Genomic DNA, 12,654 nt, shown 5'->3' with positions numbered 1-12,654 from the left:
CGGGCCGCCGCTGGCCGGCAACACCGGAAAGCGTGGCGGCGCACCTTAGCGCGCCGCCATGCCGTCCTGTCAAACGCGTCGTGCCACCAGGCGCTATTGTGCGGCCTGCGCCGGCAATTGCTTGGCAGCGATGTAGTCGTCGACCAGCTCTTCCAGGAGGGTCAGCGGGATCGAGCCATTGGTCAGCACCACGTCGTGGAACTCGCCATAGTCGAACCGGTCACCCAGCGCATCCATGGCGCGCTGGCGCAGTTCCAGAATGGTCAGCATGCCGATCTTGTAGGACACGGCCTGGCCCGGCCAGACCATGTAGCGACGCACCTCGTTGCGGATGTCGCCTTCGGGCATCGGCGTGTTGGCCAGCATGTAGTCGATGGCGTCCTGCTCGCTCCACTCCATGGAGTGGATCCCGGTATCGACGACCAGGCGGGCGGCGCGGAAGACCTCGTAGGAGAGGCGGCCGAAATCCTGGTAGGGATCGGTGAAGAAGCCCATGTCCTTGCCGAGGTTCTCTGCATAGAGGGCCCAGCCCTCACCGAAGGCGGAATACCAGGTCAGGCGCTGGAACATCGGCACGCCGTCGAGCTCCTGCGAGAGGGAGGACTGGAAGTGGTGGCCGGGTGCGCCCTCGTGATAGGCCAGCGTCTCCATCTGGTAGACGGGGTTCTCGTCCATGTGGGCGAGGTTGATGTAGTAGGCGCCAGGGCGCGACCCATCGAGGGCGCCGGGCTCGTAGAAGGCCCCGGTGGCGGTATCGATGCGGTAGTCCTCGACGGCGCGCACTTCCAGCTCGGCCGAGGGCAGGGTGTCGAAATACTCCGGCGCCGTCTCCATCATCGCATCGATCATGGCGGTGGCTTCCGACAGGTAGCGCTCGCGGCCGGCCTCGCTGTCCTCGTAATAGAATTGCGGGTCGGTGCGCAGGTAGGAGAAGAAGTCCTGCAGCGTGCCCTCGAAGCCGACATCATTCATGATCGTGCGCATCTCGTTGTGGATGCGCTCGACCTCGTCGAGGCCGGTCTGGTGGATCTGCTCGGCGGTGAGATCGGTGCGGGTGGTGTAATTGGCCAGCTGCGAGCGGTAGTATTCCGCCCCGTCCGGCATGGCCCAGGCGCCCTGGCTGACATCGCCGGCCAGTTCGGCATGGCGCTGCATGGTCTCGATCAGGGACTCATAGGCCGGGCCGACGCTGTTGAGCAGCGCGCTCTCGCCGCGCTGCAGGAGCTGGCGCTCTGTGGCTTCGTCGAGCTCGAGAGCTGTGACCTTCTGGTGCAGATCGGCCATCAGCGGCGACATCTCGGCGCCGTCGTCGAAGGGCGCGCCGGTTATGAAGCGCTCGGAGGCCGTGATCACGATCGGGTAGGCGAAGGCCGGGGCCAGCACGCCGGCTTCGGCGCGGTCATCCGCCTGTTCGGTGTGGCTGCGCAGCACCGCGCCCAGGCCCTCGAGGCGGCGCACATAGGCGCGAGCATGATCCTCGTTCTCCACCCGATGCATGCCGATCATGAGACTGGGCAGGTCGGTGTGCGGGCCAAAGAACTGGGTGAAGATCAGGCCGTTGTCGCGGAACTCCGCCATCTGGGCGTTGTTGGCGGCAATGAATTCGGCGAACCGCCAGGACACCTGGGCGTCGTCGGTCAGATTCTCGAAATTGAAGTTCTCGCGCATGTAGCGCAGGCGGGCGGCCTCGCGGTCGCGTGCCGCGCGGAAGGCGGCGTCCGACGGGTCGTCCCATTCGCCATAGGCCTCGACATCGTCGATCATGCCGAGATAGGTCTTGGTGATGGGGGAGTAGGCGAGCTCGGCCTCGAACTGCTCCTGGAACCACGCGTTGAGGCGCGCGGTCTCGGTCTGGCGGCTGGCTTCGGTGGCGTCGGTGGAGGCCCCGTCAGAGATCTGCGCTGGCTCGGCCGGAGCGGTCGTGAGGGTGTCAGCGTCGTCGCCCGATGGCGAGCAGGCGGCGATCAGGGCCAGCGTGCTGGCGCCGACGAAAAGGGTGCGCAACATGGTCGGGAATCTCCCCATATTTACCTGAATTGACTCTTTCTTAACGCCGCGAGCGCATGCGTAAACATAATTAACCGTAAGACCGATTCTCCCCGCAGAAGGTGAGGCGAGACCCGTGACTGGACCGGAAGTCCTGGATTTTGCGCGCGAAGCGATCTGGCTGATGCTGGCCATGGCCTCCCCGATCATGATCGTGGGACTGGTCGTCGGTGTGTCCATCGCCCTGTTCCAGGCCCTTACCCAGGTGCAGGAGATGACGCTGGTCTTCGTGCCGAAGATCATCGCCATCTTTATTGCCCTGCTGATCTTCCTGCCCCTCATGGGCGGGCTCATGTCGGGCTTCATGACGGTGATTTTCGACCGTATCGCGCAGCCATTGTGAGGCCGGGGCGATGCTGACCATGGAATTGCCCGCCCTGGTATTCGCCGCCGGTGTCGTGTTCGCCCGCGTCGGGTCGATCCTGATGCTGCTGCCGGGTTTCGGCGAGCCGAGCATCCCGGTGCGCATCCGCCTGTCCTTCGCGCTGCTGGTCTGTCTCATCCTCGGTCCGATCCTCGCACCGCTACTGCCGGACATGCCGGCCCGCCCGCTGCCGCTGGCCGGTATCGTGATCGGCGAAGTCATCACAGGGCTGATGATCGGCGCCGTCGCACGGATGCTGATGGCCGTGGCGGCCGTCGCCGGCCAGGTCATGGCGATGCAGACCTCGCTGGCCATGGCGCAGAGCTTCGACCCCTCGCAGGGGGCCCAGGGCGCGCTGCTGTCAACGCTGCTGAACCTGACCTTCCTGCTGCTTCTTTTCACGACTAACACCCATCATCTCCTGCTGCAGATGATGTCCAACAGCTACATGGTCTTTCCCCCCGGCGAGGTGCCAAATCTTGGTGACGCGGCGGACTGGGCCCTGACGGCATTCGTTGATGCCTTCCGGCTTGGTGTGCAGCTGGCCGCACCGCTGATCGTCTTCGGCCTGATCTTCTACCTGGCCCTGGGCGTGCTTTCGCGCCTGATGCCGCAGGCCCAGATCTTCTTTATCGCCATGCCGGCGAACATCATTGTCGGCCTGTTCATCTTCACCATTGCCCTCGGCACGATGGGCGCGGTGTGGCTGGAGCGCATGCAGCGCTTCGCCGTGGATATGAATTAGGGAGGGCGCGGTGGCAGACGGCGAAGACGACAGCCAGAAAACCGAAGAACCGACCCAGCGCCGTCTAGAGGATGCGCGCAAGAAGGGCGACGTCGCCAAATCGCAGGAAATCCCGGGTTGGTTCATCCTGGCCTCGGGCCTGGCACTGATCAGCTTCGTGTTCCCGGCCATGGCGCGGCGCCTTGCCGGTGACATGCAGGTCTTCTTTGCGGAATCCCACAGCTTTGCCACCGACCCCCATGCGGTGATGGGCCTGATGCAGGCGACCGCCTGGGACGTGGCGCTGATCGTCGGCATCCCGATCCTGGCGCTGGCGGTGGCGGGGTTTGCCGGTCATTACCTGCAGCAGGGCTTCCTGTTCACCACCGAGAAGATCCAGCCCAAACTCTCCAAGCTCAATCCGATTGAGGGGTTCAAGCGCAATTTCGGCCCCCAAGGCGTGGCCAATTTCCTCAAAGGCGTGGGCAAGATGGCGCTGGTCGCCATGGCCGCCTTCGTGGTGCTGTATCCCAAGCGTGACATCCTGGCCGGGCTGCCAGCGCTGGACCTGATGGCGGTGCTCTCGCTGGTGCGCCAGTCGGCAATCGAACTGATGCTGGCGGCGCTGGTCGTCTACGCCATCATTGCCGGGCTGGACTATGTCTTCCAGCGCCAGAGCTTCATGAAGCGCAACAGGATGTCGCGGCGCGAGATCAAGGATGAGCTCAAGCAGTCGGACGGTGATCCGTTGATCAAGGCCAAGCTGCGCCAGATCCGCCAGGAGCGGGCCCAGAAGCGGATGATGGCCCAAATCCCCGACGCCAGCGTCATCATCACCAACCCGACCCACTATGCCATCGCGTTGAAGTACGAGCCCAATGTCACCCCGGCGCCGATCTGCCTGGCCAAGGGCGTTGACGAGGTGGCGTTGCGCATTCGCGAGCTGGCCAAGGAGCACGATATTCCGATCGTCGAGGACCCGCCGCTGGCGAGGGCCCTGCATGCTACTGCCGATCTCGACGAGGAAATCCCGGTCGAGCATTTCCAGGCCGTGGCCAAGGTGATCGGCTATGTGCTGGCGCTGGCGCAGGGACAGCGCGCCAGATATCGTCCCAGCGAGTAACCTGTCCCCCGATTGATTGATTCGCGCCGGAGACGACGCATGGCCGATACTTCCGTTCCCACGCCTGAGACCCCGGACGAGACCGACGGCAAGAGCCTGTGGTCGAAACCCTTTGCCAGGGTGGCGCTGTGGGTGTGCGGCATCGTCTCGGCGCTGGCCGCGGCGGTGGCCCTGTTCGCGGCCGGTTCGGACGGCTGGCAGGGCTTTGTCTACCTGTCCGGCCTGGCCGCTGTCGGATTTCTGGTGCTGTACGCCATCGCTGCCGGCGAGACGGCTGGCCGCAACCTGCGTGACAAGGTGGCTCGTGACCAGGGGCCGAGTACCGAGGACATCGCCTACAAGGCCCTGAACGGCTATCCGGAACCGGTGCTGATCACAGACCAGCGCGGCGGGGCGCGCTGGGGCAATGCGGCCTATCGGGAGCTGGCCCGCCAGGTTGGCGGGTTTGGCCAGAGTTTCGGCCTGCCAACGGTGGACCGGATCTGGGCCGGGGCCGGTGGCGGCGATGGTGCGGTTTATCGCCTCGCCCGGGCCGCGGCCCGCGGCGACGGAGCGTGCGAGCTGCTGCCGCCGATCGATCTGGGTGACGGCAATCTGGCGCGCTTTCATCTCGAGGCCCAGCCACAGGACGGGCAGATGATCCTGTGGCGGCTGATCCGCGCGGAAGGCCGTGACACCAAATCCGACATGGCGGTCGCCGACTGGGCCGTGCATGCACCGGTCGGCCTGTTCTCGCTGCGCACCAATGGCGAGATCGCCATGGGCAATGCGACCCTGCGCGGCTGGCTCGGCCTTGGGGAAGGCGAAGGCTTTCCGCCGCTGTCCAAGGTCCTGACCGGTGACGGAGCCGAGCGCGTCCTGCTGAGCCGCGGCGGGGAGGGTATCGCCCGCATCGATGCGCGGCTGCGCTCGCCGGACGGCGTTGAATCGCCGGTGGCTCTGGCCGTCGAATGGGCCAGTGGCGATCCGGTGACCGGCCGCGTGGTGATGTACATGCTGTCCTCGACAGGGGCCCCGCCGCGCCTGGGCCGCCAGGAGGAGGAGGCCGACATGTCCGGCGCCGCCATGCTGGACGACCTGTTCGCCAGCGCGCCCTTCGGCGTCGTGCGGCTGGACGGGGCCGACCCGGAAAGCGCCATCATCGAGGACGTCAATCCGGGCCTGGTGCAGCTGTCCGGCGGCAAGGCCATCCCGGGCATCCGCTTCTGCGACCTGTTCAACTGGGATGATGGTCGCTCGGCCACCGATGCCTTTGCCGCAGCCATGGCGGGCTCGGGCGAGCCGGCCGAAGCCCGGCTGGAAACCGAAAAGCAGACCTATGTCCACCTGGCGTTCGCCCCGGCGCGCGGCGGCAAGCGGGTCGCTTATGTCATCGACGTGACCTCGTGGAAGGAGCTGGAGCGCCAGTTCTCGCAGTCCAACAAGATGCAGGCCGTCGGACAGCTGGCGGGCGGCGTGGCGCACGACTTCAACAACCTGCTGACGGCGGTGCGGCTCAATACCGACGAGCTCCTGAACCGTCACCCGGTCGGCGATCCGGACTATTCCGAACTGCAGTCGATCAACCAGACGGTGGCCCGCGCCGCCGGCCTGGTGCGCAAGCTGCTGGCCTTCTCGCGCAAGCAGACCTTCCGCATGGAGACCCTGGATATCGGCGATCTGCTGTCGGACGTGTCGGTGCTGCTGCGTCAGATCGTCGAGGAGACGGTGCGGCTGGACATCGTGCACGGGCGTTCGCTGCCGATGATCAAGGCCGACAAGGGCCAGCTGGAAACCGCCATCATCAACCTCGCCGCCAATGCCCGCGACGCGATGCGGGAGAAGGGCGGCGGACGCCTGACCATCCAGACCTCGCTGACCAGCGCCGACGTGGTGCGCAAGGCCGGTGCGCCCAACCCGCGCGAGGGCGACTGGCTGGCCATCGCCGTGACCGATGAAGGCCATGGCATGGACCCCGAGACGATGGAAAAGATCTTCGAGCCCTTCTTCACCACCAAGGAGGCGGGCAAGGGCACCGGGCTCGGCCTGGCCACGGTGTACGGCATCGTCAAGCAGTCCGGCGGCTTCCTGTTCGCCGACAGCGAGGTGGGCAAGGGCACAACCTTCACCATTTACCTGCCTGGCCACGCGCCGAGCGAGGAGGAGAGCGAGGAGCTGCAGCAGGTCGAGGCGGCCAAAACGGTAGAGAAGGCGCCGGAAGACCTGTCCGGCCGCGGCCGCATCCTGCTGGTGGAAGACGAGGACGCGGTCCGCAACATCGCCGCCAAGACGCTGATCAAGCGCGGCTATGACGTGGTCGAGGCGTGTGACGGGGAAGAGGCCTACGAGATCCTCGAGGATGACGAGGACGGGTTTGACCTGCTGATCTCCGACGTCGTGATGCCGGGCCTGGACGGGCCGGGCCTGCTGGAAAAGGCGCGCGACATGCTCAAGGGCACGCGCGTCGTGTTCATTTCCGGCTACGCGGCCGAGCAATTCTCCAAGACCCTGTCGGACGAGGCCGACGTCTCCTTCCTGCCCAAGCCGTTCACGCTCAAGCAGCTGGCGGAGAAGGTGAAGGAAGAGCTGGGCTCGGCGGAGGGTTAGGGGCGGCGCTGCATCAAGTGCGGTCCGGTTGCATCCGATTGACGGCTAGGCGACATCTTTCCCGGACAGACAGACCGGAGAGAGATGATGCTGAGATCGATCGTGATGGCCGCCGCCGTTTTGCTACTACCCGGCCAGTCGCTGGCGGGACAGGGCTTGCCGGAGCGGCCCGAGCCGGTCGCCGAAGTCCTGATCCTCGGTACCTATCATTTCGCCAATCCGGGGCGCGACCAATTCAACGCCGAGGCGGACGATATGCTGTCGCCGCGCCGCCAAGCCGAAATCGCTGCACTGATCGACGCTCTGGCCGAGTTTGCCCCGACCCAAATCGCGGTCGAAGCGCTTCCCGGAGCCGGTATCAACGAGCGATATAGGGCTTGGCGGGCCGGCGATGCGGAGTTGACGGCCAACGAGACCGAGCAGATCGGGTTCAGACTGGCTCACCGGATGGGACTCAACGGGCTGGCGCTGGTGGATGCCGACCACCCCTTCCTTGCCTACGAGGACTTGCTGCTGGCCTATGGAGAATTGGCTGGCGGGGTCGACGATCCCCGACTGGTGCAGGTGGAAGCTGATCGCGCTGAGCTGGGACGTGGTTTCACGGCGGAGACCGAGAGGCGTCAGGCGGCCCACAGCGTCGGCGAGGTTCTGGCTTGGCTCAATAGTGATACTGCGCTCGACGCCAATGCGGATTTCTATCTGGCTCACCGGATCCGGCGTTGGGCGCCGGACGGGGGCGCGGCCGGTGCCTATACCGTGGGCAACTGGTACACGCGCAATATCCTGATCCTGCAAAATGTCCTGCGACTGGTGGAAGGCGGGCAGGACGAGCGCGTTCTGCTGGTCATTGGCCAGGGCCACGCGGCGATTCTTCGCGATCTGGTGGCGCAATCGCCCTGGCTTGAGCTGGTCGACCCGCTCTCCTATCTGCCGGCTGTCCCGGACGGGCCGTAGCGCTGGGGCCGGAGGACACGACCTCCCGGCCGCTCAGTGATTGCGCAGGGCCTTGATGAGCTCGTCCTTGTCCATGTCCGAGCGACCGTCGATGCCGATCTCCTGCGCGCGCTCGTACAGCTCGTCCTTGGTCCACTCGTCGTAGGGCGGCTGCTGGCCACCCTTCTTCGACGGGCTCTGGTCGTCATTGGCCTTGGCATTGGCGATGCGAGCGGCCTTCTCCTTGCTCATGCCGTCCTCGCGCAGGTCTTCATAGAGCTTGTCGTCCTTGATCGACGCGCCGTGGTCCTTGGTCATTGGGTTCTCCCTTGTCAGTCAGGATGGCAACGGGCGTGTCGGGAGAGGGGTTCCGTGCTGGCGGGGTGAGCCGATGACAAGGGCGGGACCGGGGAGGGCGGTATCCCGGTGGCGGGCCCCGGTGCGATCTGCGAGGATGGAGGCAATTGGAGATACCGGATGACTTGCAGATCGAAGCCGAACCTGACCGTGGCCATTGCCGCTGCCCTGGCCGTGCTCTTCCTTGGGGCTGTGAGCCAGTCTGACGGCGGCGCGGACATAGAAGCGCGCACGACGAGCCAGTCCTTGGTCAGATAGGCAGACGAACGGCAAGCATAGTCAGCACGCCGGAACCAAATCAGCGCTTGCCCATTATTTCCCTGAACTCAAGGGGAAATCATGAAATTCTTTGAACCGTTGACCGACCAGCTCCAGGCCATTTGGGTCGGATTCGTTCAGGCCTTGCCGCAGATTGGCCTGGCGCTCATTATCCTGGTCATAACCTGGGCCATTGCCGGCCAGTCGCGACGTCTGCTGAGCGCGCTCCTCAAATCGGCCAAGCTGCGCCGGTCTCTGCGCGACCTGCTGGAAACCCTGCTGTCGATCGGCATCTGGGTGTTCGGCATCCTCGTCGCCGCCACGATCCTCTTCCCGTCCCTGACGCCGGCCCAGCTGCTGGGCGCGCTGGGCATTGGCGGTATCGCGGTGGGGCTGGCTTTCAACGACATCTTCTCCAACTTCCTGGCCGGCGTGATGATCATGGTGCGCAAGCCGATGCGGGTCGGTGACGTGATCGAGGTCAATGGCGTGCGCGGCCGGGTCGAGGAGATCACCATCCGCGACACCTATCTGCGCGAACTGTCGAACGAACTCGTGTTGATGCCCAACTCCATGCTGTTCAACAATCCCGTCGAGATCATCACCGATCGTGACGAGGTGCGCCACGAACTGGTCGTCGGGGTCGGCTATGGCGAGGACGCGGCGGCGGCGCTGGACGTGATCAAGGAGGCGGTCGAGAGCGTCGACGGACTGTCTTCGGACCGCGAGGTCGAAGTCTATGCCCGGGCCTTCGGCGCCTCCTCGATCGACTACACCGTGCGCTGGTGGACCAGCTCGCAGCCGGTCGAGATGCACAAGACGCGCTCGGCCATCGTGCTGTCGGTCAAGGCGGCGCTCGACGAGGCCGGGATCGAGATTCCCTTCCCCTACCGCACGCTCACCTTCTCCGAGCCGCTGGTCGTCGACCGGCAGGACGGGGAGGGCGCCGAGGCCGGCCAGGAAGAGGGCTAGCCTGCCGGGACAAGTCTGGAGACCGATCGAAGACAGGGCGGGACCGCGCGGTCCCGCCCTGTCTCGTGTGCGTCAAGGCTGCGGGCGCGGGGGCTAGTGGCGACCCCAGCGGAACACGAAGTCCTTGTTGTTGTCGCCATTCTGGCTGGCATTGACATTGCCGCCATTGCCCAGCTGCAGGATCACCAGGTCGTTATTATTGCCGTTCTGGCTGGCCGTCGCGGTATGATTGTGACCGCGCTGGATGATGGCGAGGTTGTTGTTGTAGCCGGACTGGTCAGCGATGGCGGTGTTGTGCCGCCCGGACTGCGCCACGATGACGCCGCCATTGCCGCCCTGCTGCCACGCGCCGGCGGCATTGCCGTGCCCGTTCTGTTGGATGCGCATGCGCTGGGCATAGCCGTACTGGGCGCCGGATACGCTGTTGTCGCGGCCATGCTGCTCGACATCGGCGCGGTTGGCCTGCCAGGCGGCCCGTGCGCGGGCCAGGGCCTGGGCGCGCTCCAGATGGGTGGACGGGGCCTGCTCGCGGTACGGGGCGCGCGGCTGCGCCTCCGCCGTGGCGGCCAGGCCGAGGCCGGAGCCGGCGATGAGGCCGGCGGCGAGAATCAAACGCAGCATGACAGGTCTCCCTCGTAAGCAAGGCGGGAGCAGCTGTCCCGCTGGATGAGGCCACACTGCACGGCGGCGCTTGAGCGCAAGCTGAGCGGCGCATTCATCCTGCAGACAGGAAGCGGACGAGGCTTCCGGCCACGGGCGCCATTGGCGTTCCCGTTCAGCGCGTCGGTTACAAGTGTCTGCCGGACATCCACTTTCGTGCTTTGTTCCGTTTTGTTAACCATAAAATGTTCCGCTTGTGTTCCGGGAACAAAACTGGTACGTCATGGCCAGGTTGCCCGTACCTGAGGGGCGTGAAATAAGGAATGAGGGCTATGAGCAAGGGCGCGATACGACTCGTGAAAAACGACAAGAACATGGACAAGCAGAAGGCCATCGAGGCCGCGCTGGGCCAGATTGACAAGGCGTTCGGCAAGGGCTCGGTGATGAAGCTCGGCTCCCGTCCGAACATGGACATCGAATCGATCTCGACCGGTTCGCTCGGACTCGACATCGCGCTCGGCATTGGCGGCCTGCCCAAGGGGCGGATCATCGAGATCTACGGTCCGGAAAGCTCGGGCAAGACGACGCTCGCCCTGCACACCGTGGCCGAGGCCCAGAAGGCCGGCGGCGTGGCCGCCTTCGTCGACGCCGAGCACGCCCTCGACCCGGTCTATGCCGGCAAGCTGGGCGTCGACGTCAACGAGCTGCTGGTGTCCCAGCCGGATGCCGGTGAACAGGCCCTCGAGATCGCCGACACGCTGGTGCGCTCCGGCGCCATCGACGTACTGGTCATCGACTCGGTGGCCGCCCTGACGCCGCGCGCCGAGCTGGAAGGCGAGATGGGCGACAGCCTACCCGGCCTGCAGGCCCGCCTGATGAGCCAGGCGCTGCGCAAGCTGACCGGCTCGATCTCCAAGTCCAATTGCCTGGTCATCTTCATCAACCAGATCCGCATGAAGATCGGTGTCATGTTCGGTTCGCCGGAAACGACGACCGGTGGCAATGCGCTGAAATTCTATTCCTCGGTCCGTCTCGACATCCGCCGCATCGGCGCGATCAAGAACCGCGACGAGGTGATCGGCAACCAGACCCGCGTCAAGGTGGTCAAGAACAAGGTCGCTCCGCCCTTCCGCGAGGTCGAGTTCGACATTCTCTACGGCGAGGGCATCTCCAAGATGGGCGAACTCATCGATCTCGGCGTCAAGGGCGATGTGATCGAGAAGTCGGGCTCCTGGTATTCCTACAATTCGGAACGCATCGGCCAGGGCCGCGAGAATGCGCGCCGCTTCCTGCTCGACAATCCCGGCACGGCCGGCGAGATCGAAGCCAAGGTGCGCGCCAATGCCGGCCTGATCGCCAATGAGATGCTGACCGGCCCCGACGAAGACGACGAGGTCGCCGCCGGCTGATGTCGGCCAGGCCTGGCGTGACCAGGCCGGCAAGGCGGGCGATCTGCGCCTTGCGGGTCGCCTGTTATGCCCGGTGCTCACGGGCCCGGGCGGTCCGGAGGCTGACGACCGCCATCCTCGAATGGCGTCTTCCATCGGCTCCTTCGGAGGGGGCCTGAGGACGGGCCCTGACGACGGGCCCTGACGACGGGGTCTGCGGACGGACGCTGAGGATGGGCCCTCAAGACGGGGTCTGCGGACGGGTTCTCATGGGCCGACCTGCTTGACCGTACCGTATGCGGGCCGGGTCCCGAGCCGGCTGCAGAGTGAATGAGTGTGAGAAGCCGGGCTCCTGCGGGGCCCGGTTTTTCCTTGGTTGTCCGTGCGGTCCAGGCCACCGAGACACGCCGCGCCAACGACGCGCCAACGACGCGCCTGCGCCGCGCCCGCGTCGCGCGGTCGCTTCAGCTGCGGGCGCTTCGCTGGGATCACTGCGCGGGCCCTGGTCCCGGGCCGGGTCCGGGGCCTGCCGCGTGCGGACAAGCGGGCCTTGGGACTTCGGGAAGGGGCTCTGGCCAGGCATCCAGGGCGAGAGCTCTCGGACAGCGCCGAGCGGACCGCTCTGTCGTCTCACCACAATTAACTGCTTGTTTCGTTTCTGCTGTACACTGGAGTGAGGGCAGGGGAGCCCCTGATGTCGGGGATTGGCACCCAGACACGGGGGCATATGGGGAACATCTATGGCCATTGAAATCTGGGTCGACTTCAAACGGGGTGTGAGACTTGTCGAGTTTTCCGGGAGTGTCACCCCGGAGCATCTCGGTCTGGTCGGCGAGATGTACTACGACCGCAAATTCTATGATTTCAGCCATGCCGAACTGGTGGTGTTCACGCCGGACGCGACGCTGATGTCGGTCTCGGCCCTCGATCTCGGTGACCTGGCCGACTCCTACAATGCGGCCCTGGCGGAGCGCGAAGACGCGGGCCCGACGGTTTCCGCCTGGGTGATCAATGAGCACGTGGCCACCGAAGCACGGATGTGGAAACAGTTTTCCCGCCAGGACAGCCTGCTGGAAAAGCAGCGCCATTATGCCGACGATGTTGAGGGCGCGCTGGAAAAGCTCGGTCTGCCTGCCGCGCTGGCGGACGATGTGAGGGCAAAGCGCGGCTTCAAGGCGTTTGCCGGGCGCGAGCGCGTCTAGGCCCTTTGCCGCGCCCGGCCCGTCCTGCCGCCGGGACTACACGGATAGGCGATTTCCATCGACACGACGTGCGATTGCGCGCTCGCCCTAGCGTGCGGTGC

At 65.4% G+C, this 12,654-nt stretch carries 12 protein-coding genes; 9 read left to right on the top strand and 3 right to left on the bottom strand.

Features of this window, described 5'->3' with window-relative positions; genetic code table 11:
- Window positions 1-93: 93 nt before the first annotated feature.
- Entirely contained in the window at window positions 94-2,007 is a 1,914-nt protein-coding gene (locus tag ACXYMR_RS00400; protein WP_458940763.1) for a DUF885 domain-containing protein, read from the bottom strand.
- Window positions 2,008-2,122: 115 nt separating this feature from the next.
- On the opposite strand from ACXYMR_RS00400, the gene fliQ reads away from it, so the two are divergent.
- From fliQ to ACXYMR_RS00375, 5 genes are all read left to right on the top strand, one after another.
- Window positions 2,123-2,389: a flagellar biosynthesis protein FliQ gene (gene fliQ / locus ACXYMR_RS00395; protein WP_458940762.1), complete on the top strand. Its 267-nt coding sequence runs from the start codon at window positions 2,123-2,125 to the stop codon at window positions 2,387-2,389.
- Window positions 2,390-2,408: 19 nt separating this feature from the next.
- A complete protein-coding gene (fliR, locus tag ACXYMR_RS00390) occupies window positions 2,409-3,155 on the top strand; it encodes a flagellar biosynthetic protein FliR (protein ID WP_458940761.1) in 747 nt (248 codons plus the stop codon).
- Between the two features lie 10 nt (window positions 3,156-3,165).
- A complete protein-coding gene (gene flhB, locus ACXYMR_RS00385; protein WP_458940760.1) occupies window positions 3,166-4,257 on the top strand; it encodes a flagellar biosynthesis protein FlhB in 1,092 nt (363 codons plus the stop codon).
- Between the two features lie 39 nt (window positions 4,258-4,296).
- Window positions 4,297-6,843 (top strand): ATP-binding protein, encoded by a 2,547-nt coding sequence (locus tag ACXYMR_RS00380; RefSeq protein WP_458940759.1) that lies wholly within the window; start codon window positions 4,297-4,299, stop codon window positions 6,841-6,843.
- Between the two features lie 87 nt (window positions 6,844-6,930).
- Complete coding sequence (locus tag ACXYMR_RS00375; RefSeq protein WP_458940758.1) at window positions 6,931-7,797, top strand: DUF5694 domain-containing protein; 867 nt, start codon at window positions 6,931-6,933, stop codon at window positions 7,795-7,797.
- 33 nt (window positions 7,798-7,830) lie between these two features.
- Here ACXYMR_RS00375 and ACXYMR_RS00370 read toward each other — a convergent pair whose 3' ends face one another.
- The gene (locus ACXYMR_RS00370) at window positions 7,831-8,094 is read right to left on the bottom strand and encodes a DUF7218 family protein (protein ID WP_458940757.1); all 264 of its coding nucleotides are present in this window, start codon (window positions 8,092-8,094) and stop codon (window positions 7,831-7,833) included.
- A gap of 159 nt (window positions 8,095-8,253) precedes the next feature.
- Between ACXYMR_RS00370 and ACXYMR_RS00365 the strand changes: the two genes are divergently transcribed.
- Together ACXYMR_RS00365 and ACXYMR_RS00360 are read left to right on the top strand one after the other, a co-directional pair.
- A complete protein-coding gene (locus ACXYMR_RS00365; RefSeq protein ID WP_458940756.1) occupies window positions 8,254-8,391 on the top strand; it encodes a hypothetical protein in 138 nt (45 codons plus the stop codon).
- A gap of 81 nt (window positions 8,392-8,472) precedes the next feature.
- Window positions 8,473-9,363 carry a mechanosensitive ion channel family protein gene (locus tag ACXYMR_RS00360; protein WP_458940755.1) on the top strand — a complete coding sequence of 297 codons (891 nt, stop codon included), beginning with the start codon at window positions 8,473-8,475 and terminating at the stop codon, window positions 9,361-9,363.
- A gap of 93 nt (window positions 9,364-9,456) precedes the next feature.
- Here the strand turns inward: ACXYMR_RS00360 and ACXYMR_RS00355 are convergent, their stop codons facing one another.
- The gene (locus ACXYMR_RS00355; protein ID WP_458940754.1) at window positions 9,457-9,984 is read right to left on the bottom strand and encodes a hypothetical protein; all 528 of its coding nucleotides are present in this window, start codon (window positions 9,982-9,984) and stop codon (window positions 9,457-9,459) included.
- A 311-nt stretch (window positions 9,985-10,295) separates the two neighbouring features.
- Here ACXYMR_RS00355 and recA point away from each other — a divergent pair, with 311 nt between their 5' ends.
- Both recA and ACXYMR_RS00345 read left to right on the top strand, forming a co-directional pair.
- Window positions 10,296-11,372, top strand: coding sequence for a recombinase RecA (gene recA / locus ACXYMR_RS00350; RefSeq protein ID WP_458940753.1), 1,077 nt, complete (start codon window positions 10,296-10,298; stop codon window positions 11,370-11,372).
- Between the two features lie 719 nt (window positions 11,373-12,091).
- Window positions 12,092-12,553, top strand: coding sequence for a hypothetical protein (locus tag ACXYMR_RS00345; RefSeq protein WP_458940752.1), 462 nt, complete (start codon window positions 12,092-12,094; stop codon window positions 12,551-12,553).
- Window positions 12,554-12,654: the final 101 nt, after the last annotated feature.

The sequence above is a fragment of the Maricaulis sp. CAU 1757 genome (assembly GCF_054482675.1).
This window is presented reverse-complemented; position numbering and strand designations above follow the sequence as displayed.

What these genes read in the sequence shown, in the direction of transcription:
- ACXYMR_RS00375 (WP_458940758.1), top strand. Translation starts at nt 6,931, where the DNA reads ATGCTGAGATCGATCGTGATGGCCGCCGCCGTTTTGCTACTACCCGGC.
- ACXYMR_RS00370 (WP_458940757.1), bottom strand. Translation starts at nt 8,094, where the DNA reads ATGACCAAGGACCACGGCGCGTCGATCAAGGACGACAAGCTCTATGAA.
- ACXYMR_RS00380 (WP_458940759.1), top strand. Translation starts at nt 4,297, where the DNA reads ATGGCCGATACTTCCGTTCCCACGCCTGAGACCCCGGACGAGACCGAC.
- ACXYMR_RS00365 (WP_458940756.1), top strand. Translation starts at nt 8,254, where the DNA reads ATGACTTGCAGATCGAAGCCGAACCTGACCGTGGCCATTGCCGCTGCC.
- ACXYMR_RS00355 (WP_458940754.1), bottom strand. Translation starts at nt 9,984, where the DNA reads ATGCTGCGTTTGATTCTCGCCGCCGGCCTCATCGCCGGCTCCGGCCTC.
- ACXYMR_RS00400 (WP_458940763.1), bottom strand. Translation starts at nt 2,007, where the DNA reads ATGTTGCGCACCCTTTTCGTCGGCGCCAGCACGCTGGCCCTGATCGCC.
- recA (WP_458940753.1), top strand. Translation starts at nt 10,296, where the DNA reads ATGAGCAAGGGCGCGATACGACTCGTGAAAAACGACAAGAACATGGAC.
- ACXYMR_RS00360 (WP_458940755.1), top strand. Translation starts at nt 8,473, where the DNA reads ATGAAATTCTTTGAACCGTTGACCGACCAGCTCCAGGCCATTTGGGTC.
- fliR (WP_458940761.1), top strand. Translation starts at nt 2,409, where the DNA reads ATGGAATTGCCCGCCCTGGTATTCGCCGCCGGTGTCGTGTTCGCCCGC.
- ACXYMR_RS00345 (WP_458940752.1), top strand. Translation starts at nt 12,092, where the DNA reads ATGGCCATTGAAATCTGGGTCGACTTCAAACGGGGTGTGAGACTTGTC.